General features: G+C 60.3%; 27 protein-coding genes and 1 tRNA gene. 25 read left to right on the top strand and 3 right to left on the bottom strand.

What is annotated here, in order from left to right; all coding sequences use genetic code 11:
* Window positions 1–5 precede the first annotated feature (5 nt).
* The 3 genes from ABZ728_RS11980 (at window position 6) to ABZ728_RS11970 (ending at window position 2,808) form a co-directional block, all read left to right on the top strand.
* On the top strand, window positions 6–1,088 hold the full coding sequence (locus tag ABZ728_RS11980; protein WP_366656374.1) for an enoyl-CoA hydratase/isomerase family protein: 1,083 nt from the start codon (window positions 6–8) through the stop codon (window positions 1,086–1,088).
* Window positions 1,089–1,140: 52 nt separating this feature from the next.
* The gene (gene mmsB, locus ABZ728_RS11975; RefSeq protein ID WP_366656373.1) at window positions 1,141–2,049 is read left to right on the top strand and encodes a 3-hydroxyisobutyrate dehydrogenase; all 909 of its coding nucleotides are present in this window, start codon (window positions 1,141–1,143) and stop codon (window positions 2,047–2,049) included.
* A 291-nt stretch (window positions 2,050–2,340) separates the two neighbouring features.
* Window positions 2,341–2,808: a MarR family winged helix-turn-helix transcriptional regulator gene (locus ABZ728_RS11970; RefSeq protein ID WP_366656372.1), complete on the top strand. Its 468-nt coding sequence runs from the start codon at window positions 2,341–2,343 to the stop codon at window positions 2,806–2,808.
* Here ABZ728_RS11970 and ABZ728_RS11965 read toward each other — a convergent pair.
* Together ABZ728_RS11965 and ABZ728_RS11960 are read right to left on the bottom strand one after the other, a co-directional pair.
* Window positions 2,792–3,523, bottom strand: a complete 732-nt coding sequence (locus tag ABZ728_RS11965; RefSeq protein ID WP_366656371.1) for an LrgB family protein — start codon at window positions 3,521–3,523, stop codon at window positions 2,792–2,794. The two genes, ABZ728_RS11970 and ABZ728_RS11965, sit on opposite strands and share 17 nt — an antisense overlap.
* Complete coding sequence (locus ABZ728_RS11960; RefSeq protein ID WP_366656370.1) at window positions 3,520–3,927, bottom strand: CidA/LrgA family protein; 408 nt, start codon at window positions 3,925–3,927, stop codon at window positions 3,520–3,522. The genes ABZ728_RS11965 and ABZ728_RS11960 overlap by 4 nt, the downstream gene beginning before the upstream one ends.
* Window positions 3,928–4,143: 216 nt before the next feature.
* Between ABZ728_RS11960 and ABZ728_RS11955 the strand changes: the two genes are divergently transcribed.
* The 11 genes from ABZ728_RS11955 (at window position 4,144) to ABZ728_RS11905 (ending at window position 12,851) form a co-directional block, all read left to right on the top strand.
* Window positions 4,144–4,350, top strand: a complete 207-nt coding sequence (locus tag ABZ728_RS11955) for a hypothetical protein (protein WP_366656369.1) — start codon at window positions 4,144–4,146, stop codon at window positions 4,348–4,350.
* A 244-nt stretch (window positions 4,351–4,594) separates the two neighbouring features.
* Window positions 4,595–5,032, top strand: coding sequence for a ribose 5-phosphate isomerase B (rpiB, locus tag ABZ728_RS11950; RefSeq protein WP_366656367.1), 438 nt, complete (start codon window positions 4,595–4,597; stop codon window positions 5,030–5,032).
* 87 nt (window positions 5,033–5,119) lie between these two features.
* Window positions 5,120–6,418 carry a serine hydroxymethyltransferase gene (glyA, locus tag ABZ728_RS11945; RefSeq protein WP_366656365.1) on the top strand — a complete coding sequence of 433 codons (1,299 nt, stop codon included), beginning with the start codon at window positions 5,120–5,122 and terminating at the stop codon, window positions 6,416–6,418.
* A 105-nt stretch (window positions 6,419–6,523) separates the two neighbouring features.
* A complete protein-coding gene (gene nrdR, locus ABZ728_RS11940; protein ID WP_366656363.1) occupies window positions 6,524–6,997 on the top strand; it encodes a transcriptional regulator NrdR in 474 nt (157 codons plus the stop codon).
* Between the two features lie 45 nt (window positions 6,998–7,042).
* Entirely contained in the window at window positions 7,043–8,143 is a 1,101-nt protein-coding gene (gene ribD, locus ABZ728_RS11935; RefSeq protein WP_366656361.1) for a bifunctional diaminohydroxyphosphoribosylaminopyrimidine deaminase/5-amino-6-(5-phosphoribosylamino)uracil reductase RibD, read from the top strand.
* A gap of 9 nt (window positions 8,144–8,152) precedes the next feature.
* Complete coding sequence (locus ABZ728_RS11930; protein WP_366656359.1) at window positions 8,153–8,761, top strand: riboflavin synthase; 609 nt, start codon at window positions 8,153–8,155, stop codon at window positions 8,759–8,761.
* A complete protein-coding gene (ribB, locus tag ABZ728_RS11925; RefSeq protein ID WP_366656357.1) occupies window positions 8,758–9,903 on the top strand; it encodes a 3,4-dihydroxy-2-butanone-4-phosphate synthase in 1,146 nt (381 codons plus the stop codon). Before ABZ728_RS11930 ends, ribB begins: the two co-directional genes overlap by 4 nt.
* Before the next feature lie 79 nt (window positions 9,904–9,982).
* Window positions 9,983–10,441: a 6,7-dimethyl-8-ribityllumazine synthase gene (ribH, locus tag ABZ728_RS11920; protein WP_366656356.1), complete on the top strand. Its 459-nt coding sequence runs from the start codon at window positions 9,983–9,985 to the stop codon at window positions 10,439–10,441.
* 67 nt (window positions 10,442–10,508) lie between these two features.
* Window positions 10,509–11,168 carry a transcription antitermination factor NusB gene (gene nusB, locus ABZ728_RS11915; RefSeq protein WP_366656355.1) on the top strand — a complete coding sequence of 220 codons (660 nt, stop codon included), beginning with the start codon at window positions 10,509–10,511 and terminating at the stop codon, window positions 11,166–11,168.
* Window positions 11,169–11,230: 62 nt separating this feature from the next.
* A complete protein-coding gene (gene thiL, locus ABZ728_RS11910; RefSeq protein ID WP_366656354.1) occupies window positions 11,231–12,244 on the top strand; it encodes a thiamine-phosphate kinase in 1,014 nt (337 codons plus the stop codon).
* Window positions 12,245–12,392: 148 nt separating this feature from the next.
* On the top strand, window positions 12,393–12,851 hold the full coding sequence (locus tag ABZ728_RS11905) for a hypothetical protein (RefSeq protein WP_366656353.1): 459 nt from the start codon (window positions 12,393–12,395) through the stop codon (window positions 12,849–12,851).
* 130 nt (window positions 12,852–12,981) lie between these two features.
* Here the strand turns inward: ABZ728_RS11905 and ABZ728_RS11900 are convergent, their stop codons facing one another.
* Complete coding sequence (locus ABZ728_RS11900) at window positions 12,982–13,434, bottom strand: outer membrane protein assembly factor BamE (RefSeq protein WP_366656352.1); 453 nt, start codon at window positions 13,432–13,434, stop codon at window positions 12,982–12,984.
* Between the two features lie 333 nt (window positions 13,435–13,767).
* Between ABZ728_RS11900 and ABZ728_RS11895 the strand changes: the two genes are divergently transcribed.
* From ABZ728_RS11895 to mscL, 11 genes are all read left to right on the top strand, one after another.
* Window positions 13,768–14,265, top strand: coding sequence for a ubiquinol-cytochrome C chaperone family protein (locus tag ABZ728_RS11895; protein ID WP_366656351.1), 498 nt, complete (start codon window positions 13,768–13,770; stop codon window positions 14,263–14,265).
* A 48-nt stretch (window positions 14,266–14,313) separates the two neighbouring features.
* Window positions 14,314–14,874, top strand: coding sequence for a DUF177 domain-containing protein (locus tag ABZ728_RS11890; protein WP_366656350.1), 561 nt, complete (start codon window positions 14,314–14,316; stop codon window positions 14,872–14,874).
* Between the two features lie 141 nt (window positions 14,875–15,015).
* Window positions 15,016–15,201, top strand: coding sequence for a 50S ribosomal protein L32 (gene rpmF / locus ABZ728_RS11885; protein ID WP_366656348.1), 186 nt, complete (start codon window positions 15,016–15,018; stop codon window positions 15,199–15,201).
* A gap of 43 nt (window positions 15,202–15,244) precedes the next feature.
* A complete protein-coding gene (gene plsX, locus ABZ728_RS11880) occupies window positions 15,245–16,378 on the top strand; it encodes a phosphate acyltransferase PlsX (RefSeq protein ID WP_366656347.1) in 1,134 nt (377 codons plus the stop codon).
* 5 nt (window positions 16,379–16,383) lie between these two features.
* Window positions 16,384–17,361 carry a beta-ketoacyl-ACP synthase III gene (locus tag ABZ728_RS11875; RefSeq protein WP_366656346.1) on the top strand — a complete coding sequence of 326 codons (978 nt, stop codon included), beginning with the start codon at window positions 16,384–16,386 and terminating at the stop codon, window positions 17,359–17,361.
* Window positions 17,362–17,475: 114 nt separating this feature from the next.
* Entirely contained in the window at window positions 17,476–17,814 is a 339-nt protein-coding gene (locus ABZ728_RS11870; RefSeq protein WP_366656345.1) for an integration host factor subunit alpha, read from the top strand.
* An 82-nt stretch (window positions 17,815–17,896) separates the two neighbouring features.
* Window positions 17,897–18,745 carry a MerR family transcriptional regulator gene (locus ABZ728_RS11865; protein WP_366656344.1) on the top strand — a complete coding sequence of 283 codons (849 nt, stop codon included), beginning with the start codon at window positions 17,897–17,899 and terminating at the stop codon, window positions 18,743–18,745.
* 82 nt (window positions 18,746–18,827) lie between these two features.
* Window positions 18,828–18,904, top strand: a tRNA-Pro gene (locus ABZ728_RS11860).
* 81 nt (window positions 18,905–18,985) lie between these two features.
* A complete protein-coding gene (locus ABZ728_RS11855) occupies window positions 18,986–19,645 on the top strand; it encodes a 2OG-Fe(II) oxygenase (protein ID WP_366656343.1) in 660 nt (219 codons plus the stop codon).
* Between the two features lie 16 nt (window positions 19,646–19,661).
* Complete coding sequence (locus tag ABZ728_RS11850) at window positions 19,662–20,672, top strand: mitochondrial fission ELM1 family protein (protein WP_366656342.1); 1,011 nt, start codon at window positions 19,662–19,664, stop codon at window positions 20,670–20,672.
* Between the two features lie 115 nt (window positions 20,673–20,787).
* On the top strand, window positions 20,788–21,249 hold the full coding sequence (mscL, locus tag ABZ728_RS11845; protein WP_366656340.1) for a large conductance mechanosensitive channel protein MscL: 462 nt from the start codon (window positions 20,788–20,790) through the stop codon (window positions 21,247–21,249).
* The last annotated feature ends 101 nt before the right edge of the window (window positions 21,250–21,350 follow it).

The following is a 21,350-nucleotide window of genomic DNA, read 5'->3' as shown; positions in this document are numbered from 1 at the left end:
GAACGATGAGCAGCGAAATCCATTTCGGTCGGTACGGCGCCGTCGGCGAAGCCGTGCTCGCACGGCCAAAGGCGCTGAATGCCCTGAGCCTCGACATGATCCGCGAACTCGGGCCCTGGCTGGGCAAACAGCAGGAGGATCCGGAGGTTGCGGCGATCGTCGTCAGCGGTGAGGGCGATCGCGCCTTCTGTGCCGGCGGCGATGTCCGGGCAGTCTACGATGCCGGAATCGCCATCAAAGCGGGCGGCGAGGGGTCGGTGAGCGATCCCGGCACGATGACGGCGGATTTTTTCAGGGAAGAATACAACCTCAACCGCGCGATCCATCACTGCACGAAACCCTATATCGCGATCGTCGACGGCATATCCATGGGAGGCGGACTGGGCCTGTCGTTCCACGGCCTCATTCGCGTCATCACCGAACGGACGCTGTTCGCGATGCCGGAAACAGGCATCGGCTTGTTTCCCGATGTCGGCGGTGGATGGTTCCTGCCTCGGATGCCGGGGGAAACCGGCACCTATCTGGCGCTGACCGGTCATCGTTGCGGCCCCGCGGACGCAATGTATCTGGGCTACGGCACCCATTATGTTCCGTCGGAATCCCTGGATGCCCTACGCTCCGCGCTCGGCTCGCTTCCGGCGGATGCCGGCGAAGAGGCCGTCGTGTCGCTGCTCGATACGTTCGGCCAGGATCCCGGTCCCGCTCCGATCGCGGAACGGCGCTCGGCAATCGACGATTGCTTCGACGGTGATACCGTCCAGGAGATTTTCGATGCCCTGGCCGCTCACGACACGGACTGGACGCGCGCGACCCTGCAGACGTTGGGTCGCATGTCGCCTACCAGCCTCGCGGTCACGCTGGCCCAGCTTCGTATGGGCCGGGCGATGGACTATGACGAAATGGTCCGAATCGAATACCGGCTTTCCCAGGGGTGCATGCGCGGCCACGATTTCTACGAGGGGATCCGCGCCCTGCTGGTCGACAAGGACAAGTCGCCACGATGGGCACCGGCCCGGCTTGCCGATGTCACAAAGGAGATCGTCGAGGATCACTTCAAGCCGCTCGGCGCCAACGATTTGAGCATCTGACGGGGCGAATGGGCCGGACGTCAACAAACGGGGAAACTGGGGGAGGACAGAAATGCCGCGCATTGGCTTTATCGGCCTTGGCAACATGGGCGGGCCCATGGCTGCCAATCTCGTCAAGGCGGGTCACACAGTGAAGGGCTACGATCTGTCCGAACCGCTTCGCAAAGCGGCGGCGGAAACCGGCGTAACCGAATGCAACAGCCTGGCCGATGCCGTCGTGGATGCAGAGGTCGTCATCACCATGCTGCCGGCCGGTCAGCATGTGCGCACGGTCTACCTGGGTGAGGACGGGGCCGGCGATGACGGCATCCTGGCGCATGCCCCGAATGAGGCACTGCTGATCGATTGCTCCACAATCGACGTGGACACGTCACGGAACGTCGCCGCGGCGGCGGCCGACAAGGGGCTGTCGATGGTAGAGGCTCCGGTATCCGGCGGCGTTGGCGGCGCTCAGGCCGCAACACTGACCTTCATGGTCGGCGGCCCGCCGGAATCGGTCGATCGGGCCCGCCCCATCCTCGAAGCGATGGGCCGCAACGTCGTCCACACCGGCGGCCCCGGGACCGGTCAGGCGGCCAAGATGTGCAACAACATGATGCTGGGCATACAGATGCTGTCGGTCGTCGAAGCCTTTGCGCTGGCGGATCGGCTTGGCCTCGACCGGCAGAAGCTGTTCGACGTCGCATCGAACGCCTCGGGCCAGTGCTGGTCACTGACGACGTATTGTCCCGTGCCGGGCCCGGTGCCTGCATCGCCGGCCAACCGCGACTATCAGCCAGGATTCACGGCCGCAATGATGCTCAAGGATTTGCGGCTGTCACAGGACGCCGCTGCCAGAACCGGGGCTGTGACCAGTCTGGGCGCGCAGGCGGCGATGCTCTATTCGATGTTCTGCAACAGCGGCGAAGGAGACACCGATTTTTCCGGTATCTTCCAAATGATTGACGGGCAATCACGATAATTGCATTGTGGGAGGGAGGCACGACGGTGACGGTGGGGCCCAGCGTCGGTCGTAGTCGGTTCGGAGACGGTGCTGGCAGTTGTTGGTGTATTGAGCTATTGCGACCGGGCATTCGATTCGCCGGATTGCAGCGCCGCTGTGGAACTGTACGCGCTACGGATCGGTTAACGATGTGTCGATGGCCTGGCCCGTTCATGAGCTCCGAACGGGTATCAGGGTGTCATTATCAACGAAGTGGTTTGAAACCACACGAAAACGCGCAGTGGTCTGCCGGATCTTAGGAGAATTTTGGTGAAACATCCGTACTATCAGAGCATCCTGCTGATCGAACGGCTGCACCGTCACTTCCTTGAACTTATCAAGGCTGAGCTGGACCGTGGCAGTATCCATGACATCAATAACGTGCAAAGCCTGATTCTTTACAACATCGGGCAGGACGAACTGACCGTCGGCGAATTGACTGCCCGTGGCTATTATCTCGGCTCGAACGTTTCCTATAACGTCAAGAAGATGGTCGAGAACGGGTATCTCGTTCAGGAGCGATCGATCCATGATCGCCGCTCGCTTCGCGTCAGACTGTCTGAAAAAGGCCTCCTGCTCAGGGAGAAGATAAGCGAGATGTTCGAACGCCAGAGTGCGGAACTGTCGAATGTCGACCTGAACACGGAAGCGCTCAACGAATTGAATCAGTCGCTGCTGAAGCTGGAGCGATTCTGGTCGGGCCGGCTGGGCTACCCCGGCGTCACATCAGCAGCCTGAATACCAGCGGCAGAAGGATCGCCGTCGCCAGTCCATTGAGCCCCATGGCGAGGCTGGCGAAGGCTCCTGCGACGTCGTTGACACCAATGGCACGGGCCGTTCCGATGCCATGCGCCGCGAGTCCGATGGCAACGCCGCGGGCTCGCCAATCTCGAATGCGCAGCATATTCAGTATGCTCGTCGCCAGCATCGCCCCGGATATTCCAGTCAGAATTACGATGACGGCCGTCAGAGACGGCAGGCCACCTATGCTTTCCGATATGCCCATGGCAATGGGCGTCGTCACCGATTTCGGTGCGAGCGACAGAACCGTCTCGCGCGTTGCGCCGAGCAGCCAGGCGATCGCAACGGCGCTCAACGAAGCCGTCAGGGAACCGCCGACAATCGCGACGGCCAGAGGTGTCGCCGATCTTCGGATGAGGGCGAGATTGCGATAGAGGGGAATTGCCAGTGCCACGGTCGCCGGACCCAGCAGGAAATGAATGAACTGGGCGCCCTCGAAATAATCCTCGTATGCCACGTCTGATACCATCAGCAGACCGACCAACAGGCAGACCGCGATCAAGACCGGATTGGCCAACGGGTTCATGGCAAAGCGCAGATAAATTTGCTGTCCGACAAGGTATGCACCCAGCGTTGCCGTCAGTCCCAGCAGCGGCGACGCTGAAAGGTAAATCCACAGCGCGAACAGATCGTCGGGCTGCTCGGCGGTCATGCGCCACCTCCTGATTCTGCATCGCCAGATCCTTCGCCGGATTCTGTCCCGTTGCCGCTGAGCTGCAGCAACCATGACATCGCCAGCGCGCTCAGCCCCACCGTCAGGATCGTGGAGCCCAGCAGCGCCGCAACGATAGGCAGCCATTCCTCGCGAACCAGAGACAGGTGGAGAACGACGCCGACACCCGCTGGCACGAAGAGCAGGGACAGGTTTCCCAGCAGAACGCCGACCGTTTCGTCGAGCGAATGCGGCAGCACGCGATCCGCCGCCCCCCAGAGGCAGAGGCCGAGGAATAGCAGCGCCATGCCCATGACCGGGCCCGGCAATGCCAGACCGAGGGCAACGACGACCACTTCGCCGATCAGTTGAAAACTCAGCAACAGGGTGATGATTCCGATCATGGGCTGCCTCGTGAATGCCGTGACTGTCGTGGAATGTCGGAAAGGGTCCGTTAACGCCAGTATGGGTAGGAAAGCATCGTCGCCTGTTATGGATGGATGCGCAAACACGCACGCAGTGCGGCTGCTTTTGCAGAGCAATTGTCTGAGAGTTTGGCACTATCTGCAGGTTCTGCGCCGCTACAATTGGCGACCTGATGCCGGAAAGGATTTCACGAGGTGGCAAGAGAAATATTGTTCGAGTTTACCCGCATCGGATCAATCATTCGGGTGGCCGCGGTCGATCCGGACTCTCTGACCGAGGTCATCGTTCAATGTCCGGCGACCTGCACGCAGGCCCAGCTCGAAGCGGCTGCGACTGCCAGGTTGGCGTTCGTCATGAAACGGGGCCGCCCGACACGCCGGTCGGCGTGGGACGGCCTCTAGGGGGAGTAGATTCATGAGGTATGAAATCATCAGCTCAATGGGGCGGCTATCGTAGCGTCGGTTTTACATCAGGCTACAAGTCCCTGAACAGCTTCGAAGATCCCGGTCGTGACCCTGCGCCTGATACGGTACTGGGGCCGCTTGGCGGGGCGCACTTGTCATGCCGCTACCAAGCGCGTAGTTTCATGCTCACGATCGGACGGTCCTGCCGTCCGCCAATAAAGCTGGAAAGAGCCAAAGCCATATGCCGACGCAACATAAGGTTGCAATCGCGTCCGACCATGCCGGATTCGGTCTCAAATCCGAATTGGTGACGCTCCTGACCGAGCAAGGGCACACTGTCATTGATCTCGGCACCGGTAACGACGCCGACAGCGTCGACTACCCGGATTTCGGCCGGGCCGTAGCGCAGGCGGTCACCTCAGGCGATGCCGCTTTCGGCGTTGCCGTGTGCGGCACGGGCATCGGGATATCCATTGCAGCCAATCGGTTGTCCGGTTGCCGTGCGGCTCTTTGCCACGATGTGACAACGGCCCGCCTGTCCCGTCAGCACAATGACGCCAATGTCTTGGCGCTGGGTGCTCGGGTGATCGGGCCCGCTGTCGCCCGTGAATGCCTTGAGGCGTTCCTGGATACCGGGTTCGAAGGCGGACGCCACCAGCGCAGACTCGACAAACTCTGATCCCGGTCGGCGTGCCCGATCCGGCTTTGGTCGGCCAGCGGAGCGCCGTCGCGATTTTCATTTGAACAAAACGAATGGGGATGCCCCATGACCACTTCACCTGCCATTGATACCCGTGCGGATAACGGTTTCTTCAGCCGCCACCTCTCCGAAGCGGATCCGGAGATTTTCGGATCGGTCCAGAAAGAGCTGAAACGCCAGCAAGAACAGATCGAACTGATCGCCAGCGAGAACATCGTGTCGCGCGCAGTCCTTGAGGCTCAGGGCACGGTCCTGACAAACAAATATGCCGAAGGCTACCCGAACCGCCGGTACTATGGCGGCTGCGAGTACGTCGATATCGCCGAAAGTCTGGCCATCGACCGGGCCTGCAAGCTTTTCGACTGTGCATTCGCCAATGTGCAGCCACATTCCGGCGCTCAGGCGAATCAGGCCGTGTTCATGGCATTGCTGAAACCCGGCGAGACCATTCTGGGTCTTTCGCTTGCCGCTGGCGGGCATCTGACACACGGCGCGCCGCCGAACCAATCCGGAAAGTGGTTCAACGCCGTTCAGTACGGGGTTCGCAAAGAAGACGCGCGTATCGACTATGACGAAGTCGAGGCTCTCGCCGTCAAGGAAAAGCCGAAGCTGATCATTGCCGGCGGGTCGGCCTATCCGCGGGAAATCGATTTCGCGCGATTCCGGGCAATTGCCGACAAGGTCGGCGCCTGGTTCCTGGTCGATATGGCCCATTTTGCGGGGCTGGTTGCCGCGGGTGTTTACCCGTCGCCGATCAAGCATGCCCATGTGGTGACAACGACGACGCACAAGACGTTGCGCGGCCCGCGTGGCGGTATGGTTCTTTCCGATGACCTCGATCTTGGGAAGAAGATCAACTCCGCGGTGTTCCCGGGCCTGCAGGGCGGGCCGCTCATGCATGTGATTGCCGCAAAGGCGGTCGCATTCGGCGAGGCGCTGACACCCGAATTCAAGGTCTATGCGCGCAACGTCGTCGAGAATGCCAGAACACTGGCATCGACACTTGTTGAAGGCGGGCTGGACATCGTCTCCGGCGGCACCGACAGCCATGTCGTGCTTGTCGACCTGCGTCCAAAGGGCGTCACGGGCCGTGTTGCGGAAGCGACGCTGGAGAATGCCGGCATCACCTGCAACAAGAACGGCATTCCGTTCGACCCGGAAAAGCCCATGGTCACTTCGGGCGTAAGATTGGGCAGCCCGGCGGCAACAACCAGAGGCTTCGGACAGGAAGAATTCCGCGAAGTCGGATCGATGATCCTGGAAGTGCTGGACGGCGTGGCAAAGAATGCTGACGATAACAAATCGGTCGAATCGGCCGTACGTGATCGTGTCGTCAGCCTGTGCAAGCGGTTCCCGATTTACTGATGGACTATTGACCGGGTTGATCGACGCTTGTATCGGCACCGGCTGTGTCGGCCTTCATTGGCCGGCTCGGCTGGTGTCGACGCCTTTGTACCGGGAATCCGATCCATGCGCTGCCCGTTCTGTGGACATGATGACACCCAGGTAAAGGATTCCCGCCCGACGGACGACGGATCCGCCATCCGGCGACGCCGCTTTTGCCCGGCCTGCGGTGCACGGTTCACCACGTTCGAACGAATTCAGTTGCGCGATCTGACAGTTGTCAAAACGCATGGCAAGAAGGAGCCCTTCGACCGCGACAAGCTGGCTCGATCGCTCCAGATCTCGCTGCGGAAACGTGACGTCGACGAATCCGCCGTTGAGCGGGTCGTGAACTCGATGGTTCGGCAACTGGAGAGCTCGGGCGAAAGCGAAATTCCCTCCAAGACCATCGGCGAAATGGTCATGAATGCCCTGAAGACGCTGGACGGGGTTGCTTATGTCCGTTACGCGTCGGTCTACAAGGACTTCCGGGCGCCGGAGGAATTCAACGAGTTCGTCGGTACGCTGTCGCCGACGCCGCCGACCGATACCGATTCGTAGCCTTTCGGCAACCATTCGGCGGGCGGAACCCAGGGGTGGGAATGGATGGCAGCAGCTCAGGCAATTATTGACGAACGCTATATGGCGGCGGCCCTGGCGCTGGCGGTCCGGACGCTGGGTGTCACGTCACCCAATCCCGCTGTGGGTGCCATCATCGTCCGTGACGGGCTGGTGGTTGGGCGCGGCTGGACCATGCCCGGTGGCCGGCCCCACGCCGAAGCCGTCGCGCTTGCGCAGGCCGGCGCCCTTGCCCGCGGCGCAACCTGTTACGTTTCCCTGGAACCATGCAGTCACCACGGCAAAACGCCCCCCTGTGCCGAGGCGCTGGTCGCGGCCGGTGTCGGCCGGGTGGTCGTGGGATGCGGCGATCCCGATCCCCGCGTGGCCGGTGGCGGGCTGAACACCATCCAGCGTGCCGGTATTGACCTGTCGGTCGGCGTGCTGGAGGAACAGGCGCGCACGGTCGCTGCCGGCTTTCTGTCGCGGATCGAACACGGCCGCCCGCTCGTGACTCTGAAACTGGCGACGACCGCCGATGGGCGTTCCGCCACGGCAAACGGTCATAGCCGCTGGATCACCGGGCCGGTGGCGCGGGCGCATGCTCACGCCGAGCGCGCGCGGCACGACGCCATCATGGTCGGCGCCGATACCGTTATTGCCGACGATCCGGCCCTGACTTGCCGTTTGCCGGGGTTGGCCGCGCGGTCGCCGCTGAGGATTGCGATCGATCGTCGCGGGCGAATCCCCGCCACTGCGCGGCTGCGCGTCGACAATGCGGCCCCCACGCTGATCATCCGGTCCGTGGCGGCGTCGGCTGATGGTGGAGAACGAGCGCGCGATGTCCTGACTATGGTCGGCCTCGATGGCGGGGATGGTGATCTCGACCGAATACTGCGAATGCTGGCGGCGCGTGGCATCACGCGGTTGCTGGTCGAAAGCGGTGGCCGGCTTGCCGCCGCGCTGATCAGACGCCACTTGGTGGATCACGTCGATTGGTACCGGGCGCCGTCCCTGCTGGGTGGCGATGCCGTGCCGGCTATCGGGGCGCTTGCTCTCTCGGATGCGAGTGATGCGGTTGGACTGACGCCGATCGAGCACCGCGTGCTGGACCCGGATAGCCTGGACCGATTCGAGATACGACACTAGGATTTGGGGATGTTCACAGGAATAATTACGGATGTCGGGCGGATCGGGGCTGTTGATGCCGAACGTGGGGGCAAGCGCTTTTACGTTGCGACGAGCTTCGACGTGGCATCGATCGATCTGGGCGCTTCGATCGCCCACAACGGTTGCTGCCTTACCGTCGTCGAAAAGGGCAGCGGGTGGTACGCCGTCGACGTTTCGGCGGAAACCATGGCGCGGACAACCCTCGGTGACTGGCAGGAAGATACGCGGCTGAACCTGGAAAGATCGCTCAAACTCGGCGACGAATTGGGCGGCCATCTGGTTTACGGGCATGTCGATTGCGTTGCATTGGTATCGGACAAGTATGCCGATGGCGACAGCTGGCGACTGGCTTTCGATATACCCGGCCGATTCGGGCGATTCGTTGCGTCAAAGGGGTCGGTGGCGCTGGACGGGGTGTCCCTGACAGTCAACGAGGTCGACGATACCGGCGAGATGACGCGGTTCGGCGTCAATATCATCCCGCACACCTTCGCGGTGACGACCTTCGGGGATCTGTCGCCCGGACACCGCGTCAATTTCGAGGCCGACATGCTTGCCCGCTATGTGGCGCGGCTGACTGAAACGGGGGCGACGTGAGCGATTCACCGCTGAGTGCCGCCGATCGGGAGTTCATCTCTCCGATCGAGGATATCATCGAAGAGGCGAGCCGGGGGCGCATGTTCATCCTGGTCGACGATGAGGATCGCGAAAACGAGGGCGATCTCGTCATCCCGGCCGAAAAGGCGGACGCCGATGCCGTCAACTTCATGGCCAAATACGGGCGCGGCCTGATCTGCCTGGCGATGACCCGCGAACGGATCGAGCAACTCGGCTTGCCGCTGATGGAGCAATCGAATGTCTCGCGTCATTCGACGGCCTTTACCGTCTCCATCGAGGCCCGCGAAGGCGTGACCACCGGGATTTCGGCTGCGGATCGCGCGCGCAGCGTCGCCGTTGCCGTCGACCCGACAAAAGGGCGCGGCGACCTGACGACGCCGGGTCACGTATTTCCGCTCATGGCACGGGATGGCGGAACTTTGGTGCGTGCGGGCCACACGGAGGCGGCCGTCGATCTGGCGCGCATTGGCGGATGGGCGCCGGCCGGCGTCATCTGCGAGATCATGAATGACGACGGGTCCATGGCCCGTCTGCCTGATCTCGTCCGGTTTGCCCAGTATCACGGCCTGCGTATCGGGACGATCGCCGATCTGATCGCCTATCGCCGACGCCATGAACGCATGGTTGAACGCAAGCTGGAGACGGAATTGCAAAGCCGGTTCGGCGGCGACTGGCACATGGTGATCTACGTCAACACAGTTTCCTATGCCGAGCATATCGCCCTGGTCAAAGGCGACATTGCCGGCAATGCCGATCCGGTGCCGGTCAGGATGCATCAGCTGAACGTGCTGGATGATGTCCTGGGTGACGAGGGCGGAAGCGGCGCGGGAGACCTGCATCGTGCGATGACGGCTATCGGCCGGGAGGGCCGGGGAGTCGTCGTACTGATCCGCGAACCGCGTCCTGACAGTTTGACAGAGCGCCTGAAGGCGCGCCTCGACGGTCAAACCGGCACCGACACCCGGCGCGAGCTGCGTGACTATGGCGTGGGCGCACAGATACTCCTGGATCTTGGCGTTCGGACAATGGCGTTGTTATCCAATTCCCAGCGCAACGTCATCGGGCTTGAAGGATACGGGCTCGAGATCGTCGAGCGACGGCCAATCCCGAGACCATCATGACGGCGGCAGACCGAGCGCCGGGCCACCAATGCCGGTGCCGATCAACCGGATTTCCGGATCGCGACAGGGATGAATTGCCATGACCGCTACCAGCACCACGATCCTGATCGTGGAGGGCCGATTCTACACGGACATTGCCGACGCCCTGATGGCCGGTGCAACAACCGTTCTCGACCATTCCGGCGCCACATATGAACGTATAGCCGTTCCAGGCGCACTGGAAATACCGGCGGCAATCGCTTTCGCTCACGATGCTGCCAGGCAGGGCCGCTTGCTGCCCGGCTTCGATGGGTTTGTCGCCCTTGGGTGCGTCATTCGCGGTGAAACCACGCACTATGATTATGTCTGCGGCGAGAGCGCACGCGGACTTCAGGATCTCGCGGTCCGGGAAAAACTGGCTGTCGCAAATGGCATACTCACCTGCGAAGACCATGCGCAGGCCTGGACACGAGCCTCGGTCGATCAAAAGAACAAGGGTGGAGCCGTGGCTCGGGCTTGCCTTGATATGATTGCGTTGCGTCGGCATTTCGGTTTATGACCCGGCCGTAGAACACCCCGCAATTGCCGGTCTCTGGACGGCAACTTTTTTGGACAAGCGAATATTCATGTCTAAACATCGGCCATCAGCCAAAGCCCGGCGTTCGGCCGCCAGATTGTCGGCGGTCCAGGCACTCTACCAAGTCATGCTGATCAACTCGGATGTTGAGCGTGTGATCGGAGAATTCGTTCACTTTCGCTTTGGCGCCCAGATCGATGGCGATGAATACGTATCGCCGGACCCGCAGCTCTTCGCCGACATCGTTCGCGGAACGGCCCAGCGATCGGGTGAGTTGGAGCCGATGGTTGCCGATGCCATGAGCAATTCATGGTCGCTGGACCGCGTTGAACTTCTGCTCAAGGTCATCCTCAAGAGCGGCACCTGGGAACTGCTTGAAAACCCGCTGGTTTCGCCCGGCATCATCATCACTGAATATGTACATGTGGCGCAGGCGTTCTTCGGCGGGAAGGAGCCGGCAATGGTCAATGCCGTGCTCGACCGTTTGTCCCGATCCATTCGGCCGGGTGAGGGCGCAAAAGCCGATGCAGCGGCGGACTTGCCACCGCCGCTTGATAACAGCGCTGATCTCGCAACCGAATTTTCGCCCGACAATCAACAGTCCCACGCCAATCCGGCCGGCAGTTCTGATGTCGGCGAGGCCCCGTCTGGCGAGCAGGAGGAAACCTCATCCGATGCGCCCGACAGCTTCAACGACCGAGCGATCTAGGCGCAACTTCGGTCCCGACGGGACTCTTGCGGCGGATAGCGCAATGTCCAGGCGGTTAATCCATGTCCATTCATGATCCGGAAGGCGGCGAGGCCAGCGCGCCCGTCGGTGAATTCGCGCGCATAGATCGTTTCTTGAAGCCGTTGGCCGCCAGGGTCGAAGGGGCCCTGGGGTTAGACGATGATGCGGCCGTACTGTCTCCGCCACCGGGAAAGAAGCTGGTCGTAACGACCGATACAATGGTCGAAGGGGTGCATTGGCTGCCCGTGCAATCGCCGTCCACCGTCGCCCGCAAGCTGCTGCGGGTCAATCTTTCGGATCTCGCCGCAATGGGGGCGGAACCCTGGGTCTATACGCTCAACACCGCTCTCGGATCCGAAACCGGTAGCGGGTGGCTCGAACAGTTTGCCCAGGGCCTGTCGGTCGACCAGGATCACTTCGGAATCGGTCTGGCTGGCGGCGACTCGGTTTCGACGTCGGGGCCGGCCGTGGTGACGATCACGGCTTTCGGCTTGCTGCCGGCCGATGCTGACGGGCTCCGGCGCTCCAGTGCTACGGTCGGCGATAGCGTCTTTGTCACCGGCACGCTCGGCGATGCATATCTTGGCCTCAGAGTCATGAAGGGTGAGATGGACAAATGTCCGGATGATGTCCGGGCTCAGTTGTCTGCCCGATTCGAACTTCCGACTCCGCGTCTAGACATTGGAAAGCGCTTGGTTGAAGTCACTCCGCCCGGCGCTTGCCTCGACGTTTCCGATGGTCTGGTGGGTGACGCCGCCCATATCGCCCGCAGTTCGGGTGTCGGTATCGATATTTTTCTTTCTTCGATCCCCATTTCCTCGCATGCGGCAAAGGCCATTGAAATGGGCGGTGTCGCGATGGCGGAACTGGCATCGGGCGGCGATGATTACGAACTCCTGTTTACGGCGCGCGATGAGGTGGCGGTCGACCGCCTGCTCGGAAATGCGGCTACCCCGATCACGAAGATTGGAACCGTCGTTTCCGGTAACGCCGTTCGTCTTCTTGACGCAAGCGGCCGCGAAATCGAAAGCCAGGGCAGCTGGACCCATTTCTAGACTTGATCGTTCCGACGTTGATGCAGCGGACGAGAGCATGAAAGTCAGTAAAAAAGCCCGTAAAATCCATGGTTTAAGGATTTGTTGATCGCTGACTTGCTAGAGTGAAGCAAGAAATACCGATGATTCGTTCCAGGAAGGGATGTAAATGAAGAAGCTGATGGCAGCCGTTCTGGTGCTGGCCCTTGTCGGCGCCGTCGGTGTCGGCGGATGGGCATTCATGAAGCACGGCGATGCACTGGCAGCGATGCTGCCGGAGACAGAGGCTGCCGCTCCGGATCCGATATTCGTCGAATTTGAGCCGATAAGAATACCTGTCATCGCCAACGGTCAGGTAACGCGGTTGGTGACGTTGCAGATTATGCTTCAGGTTGACAGCAACGAAGTGGGCGACAGTCTGATAGATCAGGCGCCGCGATTGAACGATGCGTTCCTTGCCGACATGTATGGGGACCTCCACGAAGGAAGGGGCGTGCGCAACGGTGTCGTCAACCTCGATCATGTGAAGCGGCGCCTCATGGCCGTAAGTGCTTCCGTGATGGGTGAGAACGCCGTCCGCGACGTTCTTGTTCAAATGATCGCCGAGCGGCCGCTCAGAAACGTCTGACGCATCCGGCATATAGTTCGAACGGACAAGACCCGGGGCCACGGCTCCGGGTCTTGTCCGTTCGCGGGTGTTGGTTATTGCCTGGGTGCGTTTCTGCCAATCGGGTCTGCCGGGGCTGCCCCGCAAATCCCTAGTCCATACTCTGGCCGAGGCGCTGTCCCAGATTGCCCAAGAGCTGTTCCATTATCGACATTTCCCGACCACGCGTCGGAGTCTCCCGATTGACGAGATCGACGTTCTCACCATCCTCAAGGTTGAGCCGCTCGACCGCTGAAACGAATCCCTGCTGGTCGAAAGTGAGCGCTACCACCTGCCGTTCAACGATCTGCGGCTCGAAGAAGGCCCGCGTTTCCGCTACCTGACCGATATAGAACCAGGCCTCATCCTCCTGAAATGGGGCTGTGGCCGATGGCGTGCCGAGGATGAATGCAGCATCGTCGCGCGTCGTCTGCCCCACATTGATCTGGTTGAGGCGGCGGTCGTCGATCATGTTACCGCGCGTTTCGACGATCGGGCTGCAGGAGAGCAATACGAGCGCCGTGGCTGCCACGGCAGGGAACTTAACAAAACTTCTGAGCGCCATCGAGCAAATCCCTGGACTGCAATGATTCCGTCGTGCCCCTCCGCCGTGACGCCCTACATGATGGACAGCACCGATGCAGCGGGCGCGCGGGCACGAGCGCGGTGGCACGGATTGACGTTTACACCATGTACGGCCATTTGTAGAGGGTCGAGATGGAGCGACGTCCAAGCGGGCTCGCCGCTCGGTGTCTTTTGCGACGAAGGGGACAGATCGGTGATTCTTGAGCGGCTGCTCGGACAGCCATCACGGGCGATGGATAAACGGCCGGCCGCGGAGGCATACGTCTCTCTCGTCGACGCCGCCAGGCAGCCCGGCTTTTACGATACGGCCGGTGTGCCGGATACGATCGACGGGCGGTTCGAATTGGTGGTGCTGCACGTGTTTCTGCTTCTCGACCGGTTGCAGTGGCGGGCAGAACCTGAACAGAAAGCCGAAGATGTGCGCGGGCCCCGGAACAGTGGCGCTGACAGCCGTGATGCCGACTTCGCGCAAGCCCTGTTTGATTACATGTTCGCCGATATGGACCACAATCTTCGTGAAATGGGCGTGGGCGATATGAGCGTTGGCAAGCGCGTCCGCAAGATGGGCGAGGCTTTCTACGGACGTGCATTGAGTTATCAAGCGGCGCTGGATGGGGGCGATGCGGAGTCCTTGGACGAGGCACTGCGCAGAAACCTTTTCGGGACCGTGGCAGAACCGACGACGGAGGCCATCAGGATGATGGCAGACTACGTTGTTGAGGCCCGTGTACTTCTGCGCCGGCAGGAGGCCGCCGACATCAGAGCGGCCGTCATCCGCTTTCCCGCACCGCCTGGCGAGGCCTCTTCATGAGCAAGAGCGCGCCCGTTGTAACTGGCCCGTTGTAACCGGGAGGAGCCGATGACCGAGCCAAATGCCGGTATGCCGGAATTCAGCCGTCCACTTCGCGTCGACCGTCTGCCGACAGATGCTGTCGAGCGATCGATCTCTGCAAAGGATGGGGAATGCCAATCGCTGGCCAGGCGGCTGGGCCTGGAGGCGATCCATGCTCTGTCGGCCGATCTGACGGTAAAGTTATCGCTGGCGACGGGGATCGTCCGGGTTCGCGGCCGGTTCGAGGCGCGCGTAAGCCAATACTGCGTCGTAAGCCTTGAGTCGTTCGAAAGCAGCGTATCTGAAGATATCGATCTGTCGCTTGCGGCCGTTCCCGCTGACATCCATGTCGATATTGTGGACATCGACCCGCTGTCAGACGAAGATCCGGAGCCACTGGACGGAAACATTCTGGATATCGGAGAAATCGTTGCCCAGCATCTGTCACTGGCGCTGGACCCTCATCCCAGAAAGCCAGGGGTAGAGCCTCCCGAGACGACAAGCATGGTTGATCGGAATGCCGAGGATGACGACGAGAAGCCAAATCCGTTCGCGGCGCTCGCCCGCTTGAAAGATCGGCAGCACTGACCTGCGCGCCCGTAATTGTGCTTTGTCACGCGTCGCCCTTGCCCATGCCGCCAAATTCCTCTAAGAAACGGCCCGCAGCAGGCAGCGGGGTTCCGGCTGTCCTTGCAATGAGCGCCTATTTTCGCGAAAGAGTATCAGATCATGGCTGTTCCAAAGAAGAAGACCTCCAAATCCCGCCGGGACATGCGCCGGTCCCATCTTGGATTGAAATCCGTGGCCGTCGGCGAATGCCCGAATTGCGGAGAGACCAAACTTCCGCACCATGTGTGCGGTTCCTGCGGCTACTATGACGGCCGTGAGGTCGTTAGCGCAGCCGCTGAGGCTTGATTCCTCGGCGGCGACCCGTATGGACGGCTAAGCGGTCGGGGACATGTCGGCAGGAATCGAAAACAACAATGATACATATTCGGGTGCGGATACGTCGCTGACCGTTGCACTGGATGCAATGGGTGGGGACAATGCACCCGAATGCGTAATTTCCGGTGCAGAGATCGCACTGAGCCGCTACCCGGATATTTCGTTCTTGATATTCGGCGACGAAAAGCGGCTGAGGCCGCTTATAGACAGCCGACAGGCTTTAGCCGCGGTGTCGCAGATTCGGCACACCGACGAATTTGTCACCAATGACGCGAAACCGTCAGTCGCGTTGCGTAGCGGTCGCCAGTCGAGCATGCGGCTTGCGATCGATGCGGTCAGCGCGGGCGAGGCATCGTGCGTCGTTTCCGCCGGTAATACCGGTGCGTTGATGGCGATGGCAAAGTATGTGCTAAAGACATTGCCCGGCATCGACCGTCCGGCCATCGCGGCAATCATACCAACGCAAAAGGGCGAGAGCGTCCTTCTCGACCTTGGCGCGAACGTCGAATGCAAATCGGGCCATCTTGCCCAATTCGCTGTCATGGGCGCCTTGTTTTCAAAGGCCGTCCTTGGAACCCGCACGCCGACGATCGGCCTTCTCAATGTTGGGGCCGAAGCCCTGAAGGGATCAGAGGTCGTCCGGGAGGCCGCCGCGATTCTCCAGGAGTGCCCGCTTCCCGGTCGATTCGACGGATTCGTTGAAGGCAACGATATTACCGCCGGTGTCGTGGACGTCGTGGTGACGGATGGTTTTACCGGCAATGTTGCCCTGAAGACGGCAGAGGGGACGGCAAAGCTCTATGCCGAGTGGATGAAACAGACGTTGCAATCGTCGCTGATGGCCAGGATTGGCTATCTGTTCGCCCGTAGTGCGTTCAGAAAACTTCGTGTCCGCGCGGACCCGCGGCGATATAATGGTGCGATGTTTCTTGGACTTCGGGGCATATGCGTCAAGAGCCATGGCGGAACCGACGCTACCGGCTTCGCAAACGCAATAGGAGTCGCGGCGGATTTGGCGCAGAACAGCTTCAATGCGAAAGTCATCGAAGAGTTTCAGCGTGGTGATTTTGGTTCTTTGATCGATTCCAATGGAGCCGCAAAAGAGGGTGTAGCGTCCGTCGGGTCTGCCGATGTGGCAGCGGGATAACAGGTATGACAGCAACGCGCTCTCGGATCATCGGCGTAGGAAGTTACCTGCCAGAGAAAATACTGACGAATGCCGACATGGCGGATATCGTCGACACATCGGATGACTGGATCTTTCAGAGAACCGGAATCCGGCAGCGGCATATCGCTGCAGATTCAGAAATGACGTCCGATCTGGCCTTGTCGGCCGCGCGAAACGCGCTGGACGCCGCGGGAATCTCCGGTAGCGAACTCGACCTCATCGTCTTGGCGACGGCGACGCCCGATCAAACCTTTCCGGCGACGGCAGTTCGTGTTCAGTCAGGCTTGGGAATGACCCGGGGAATGGCCTATGACGTTCAGGCTGTGTGCTCGGGCTTCGTTTATGCCTTGACTCTTGCCGACAATCACATCCGATTGGGACAGTCGCGTCGCGCGCTCGTCATCGGAGCAGAAACTTTCTCACGCATCCTCGACTGGGACGACCGCTCCACCTGCGTTCTGTTCGGAGACGGCGCCGGCGCCGTTGTTCTGGCCGCCGAAACCGGATTCGGCACCTACGACGACTTCGGAATTCTGACCACGCATCTTCATTCCGACGGACGTTACCATGACATGCTTTACGTCGATGGCGGCCCGTCATCGACCGGTACGGCCGGAAAACTCCGGATGCAAGGCCGCGAGGTCTTCAAGCACGCCGTCTCCAAGATGTCCGAGGTAATCGACGAAGCTCTGGCGACGACCGGATTTTCCCCTGAAGAAATCAATTGGGTTGTTCCCCACCAGGCAAATCGCCGGATAATCGAAGCTACCGCCAAAAAGCTGGGCATACCGATGAGTCGCGTCGTCATCTCGGTCGATCGCCATGCGAATACCTCCGCAGCCTCCATTCCGCTTGCTCTGGCAGAGGGTGTCGGCGACGGGCGCATTCGCAAAGGCGACCTGGTTCTCCTCGAAGCGATGGGTGGCGGATTTACCTGGGCGTCGGCCTTGATCCGCTGGTGAGATTGAAGCCGGCTCTCAGTACCGAGACAACACTTTAAAGCCTCCCGCCAACTCTTTGTAATTGACGCCATATTTCAGCCACGATATTCTTTCTCCGTAATAGAGGGGAAGGTCATGTCTGAAACTTTGACGCGCGCGCAGCTCAGCGAAGCCGTTTACGAGGAAGTTGGACTTTCCCGCAACGAGTCCGCGGACCTCGTTGAGACGGTACTTGAAGAAATTTGCCAGGCGTTGGAGCGCGACGACGTTGTAAAAATTTCGTCCTTCGGAAGTTTTTCTGTCCGCCAGAAAGGTGAGCGCGTCGGCCGCAACCCCAAAACCGGGGAAGAAGTACCGATTCTGCCGCGGCGAGTGCTGGTATTCCGCGCAAGCCATGTCTTGAAAGACCGGATCAATTCCGGTCGCTTGGCCGCTCGCTTGAATGGTTCCTCTTCCGCGGAGTCGCGAGAGTGAGGGCCGTCGGAGGCACGCAGGCGCAGAACTCGGTGGCCGTCAGATGGTAGAAGTCGGAGCAGGACGACAGGAGAATGCTGTAGTGTCAGCCGATGGCGCCGCAACAGGGCGGGCAGACGCCGGCCGGTCTGCACGAAAATCGCCGACCGCGTATCGGACGATCAGCGAAGTCTCGGATGAGCTTGAAATTCCTCAACATGTGTTGCGATTCTGGGAGACGAAGTTTTCCCAGGTCAAGCCCCTGAAACGCGGGGGTGGCCGGCGCTATTATCGGCCGGAAGACATCACGCTGCTTCGCCGCATTCAGGTCCTCCTTTACAAAGAAGGCTATACGATCAAGGGCGTCCAGAAGCTTCTTCGTGAAGGACGGGCGGCTGAACGGGCTCGTGCCGTCATGACCGATGAAGCCGGGTCGTCATCAATTCCGGAAGAGCGTATTCAGGATCCGACGCCCGAGGAAGTTCGGACGCCGGGAAGTTCACTATCCGAATCAGAGAAGGGTGACGGTGACAGCGTGCACGGCAGTGCCACCGGGCACGACGTTGGCGCAGCTCAGGTTTCCGGTGATGCCGAAGAGTCACCAGTCGGACCGCCTGAAGGCCCGGCCAAAGACAAACCGGGGCATCAGGGGCCTGATGCCGGTGAGTCAGCAGATGTCACTGCTGAGGCTCCAGGTGAGGGCTTCGGAGCCACGGCCGACGCCGACTCCTCTGAAGATCCAGGCAAAGATACGGGCATCGAAGGCGAGGAAGATGCCGATGCGGCGGTCCATGGGGATCAAACCAGCGAAGATCTGCCTGGGCCCGTTCGAAGGGAGTTGGAGGCCGTGCTGGCTGTCATGCAGGATCTGCGGGAACGATTGACCTCCGACAAGCCGATCACAGAATCCGAAGAAAGAATGATCGACGGGGGCGGGCACGACGGAAATTGAGACGTTTACCGTTGCGTTGGCTGTCGTTCCCTGATTATAGTCCGGCCACTCGTGCCGGACCAATCAGTGTCCGCGAGACGGGCGGAGCGTAGCGCAGTCTGGTAGCGCACCAGTCTGGGGGACTGGGGGTCGTGGGTTCGAATCCCGCCGCTCCGACCATACCCCCAATACACGGACGACCATCTGACATTGGCTTGGCGCACTGGATGCACTGAGTGCCTTATCTCTAGGATCGCAGTCATGGGCAAAGTACTCGATACGTTTCTGGCGTCTCTGGCATCCAGTCGTCACGATGGGTACCCTTACGATCACTGGATTCTCGCCGGCTGCCTGCCGGTTGAGACCTGCGAAGCCATCAGAAGTCTGCCGTTTCCTCCGCCAGCGATCGAAGACACCGAGGGCAAGCGGGATTCCCATAACGAGTCGCGGCAGTTCATCAGCCCGAACGAACGGCGCGAATTTCCCGTGCTGGAGGATTTGTCGGCGGCACTCCAATCACCGCACTGCATTGCTGCGCTCGAACGGACCTGCGGCGCTCAACTGGAAGACACTTTTCTCCGGATTGAGTATACACAGGATACCGGCGGATTCTGGCTTGGTCCTCATACCGATGTAGGCCCGAAGAAATTCACCATGATGATCTATCTTTCCGATGGACCGGGGTCTGAGACCTGGGGCACTGATGTCCTGGACAGAGAGCATGAGATCGTCAAGACCGTTTCTTCTCCTTACAATGCCGGCATGATTTTTGTGCCGTCCGATCATTCGTGGCACGGTTTCCATCGCCGCCAGATAAATGGAATTCGTCGCAGTCTGATTATCAACTACGTGACGACTGAATGGCGTAACACACACGAACTGGCCTATCCGGATCAGACCGTAACCGCCAACGGTGCCTGACCGAGGCGCTTCTCCGATGTCCATTGTCGATGATGGTCGTTCGCGCTGCTGGGTGATTACCACGGGCGAGGCCGGCATGAAGAGTCAGGCGCTTGGACTGGCTTCGGCAATAGGTATCGATTACGAACACAAGTTGGCGATGATACCCGCACCCTGGAAGTGGCTTCCGGGCTATGCGACCCTTGGCGTCCTTAGCCGTGCCCGCCTTGACGGCGTACGCCCGGCACCGCCGTGGCCGGATCTGCTCATAACCTGCGGCGGAAGGCCCGCCATACTCTCGGTGGCAATCAAGCGGGCGAGCCGCGGTCGGACGCTGACAGTACATGTCCAGGACCCGCGGATATCACCGCGGTATTTCGATCTGGTCGTCCCCCCCAAACATGACAGGCTTTCCGGGCAGAACGTTTTGTCCACCCGTGGCGCTGTCCATCTGGTGACATCGGAACGGTTGGCCGCGGCTCGGACAGCGTTTTCCGATACGATTGCCGAGTCTTCCCGCCCTTTGATCGGCGTGCTGCTCGGTGGGGCCAGCAACAGCCATCGCGGAGATCCAGAGACGTTTGCCAAAATCGGCAAGACTCTTGCCGATATGCTGCGGCAATCTGGCGGAAGCGCCTGGATAACGTCATCCCGCCGGACACCGGAGGCAGCTCTGAATGCACTGAAAGAAAGTCTGGTCGGGTCTCGATACCGGCTGTGGGACGGATCAAAGAGCAAAGGGCAGGGCGACAATCCCTATTTTGCCATCCTCAGCGCTGCCGACTACATCGTCGTGACGTCCGACAGTGTTTCGATGGTGACGGAAGCCTGCGCTACCGGCCGTCCGGTCTATGTCGCAGATCTGCCAGGCGGCACCAAACGCTTTCGGCGATTTCACCAGGATATGCGCGAAGAGGGGGCGACGCGGCCGTTTTCAGGCCGCCTCGATGCGCCCTGGGCATACGACCCGGTCAACGATACACCAGCGGTCGCGGCCGAAGTGCGCCGACTACTCGAACGGCGTGATGGAAGTTCCGAATTGATCTAACCCAAAATACCTTCGACACGCCAGCCATTTGTCCGAAAATTCATTTGCACTGTTTCAGTTGTCAATGGAATAATCCGGAAAAGCAATAATTGTTCATTGACTCCGGAGATCGAGAATGTTGAACGAATTCAAGGCGTTCATAGCGAGAGGGAATGTAATCGATCTGGCGGTCGGGCTGGTTTTGGGGGCGGCTTTTACAACGATCGTAAATTCTTTGGTCAATGACATCCTGATGCCGCCGATCGGTTTGCTAATGGGCGGAATGGATTTTTCCAACATCTTCATTACGCTCTCCGGCGGCTCCTTCGAGACGCTCGTACAAGCCCAGGAGGCCGGCGCCGCGACGATGAATATCGGGCTATTCATCAATGCCGTCGTTCAGTTTCTGATCGTTGGTGCGGCGCTGTTCGTCGTCATCAAGCAGATCAATCGGCTGCGGACTCGCGAGAAGGAGTCCACCGCGCCACCGCCGCCACCAACACGGCAGGAAGAACTTCTGGAACAAATTCGTGACCTGCTGGCCAGGAAGCCCGGAGATACTCCTACAGATACGTCTTTGGGCAAACCCGGGGAATAACCGCGTCATTGACGTTTTTTATCTGAATGATGGCGGAAAGAATGGAGTCGGCGTCGAACATTCGTCAGGTTTCGCCTCATCGCAGGCTTTTTTTAACGACG

The organism is Fodinicurvata sp. EGI_FJ10296, assembly GCF_040712075.1.
GTDB lineage: Bacteria > Pseudomonadota > Alphaproteobacteria > DSM-16000 > Inquilinaceae > JBFCVL01.
Note: the sequence above shows the minus strand (reverse complement) of the source record. Positions and strands in the feature narration are given on the sequence as shown.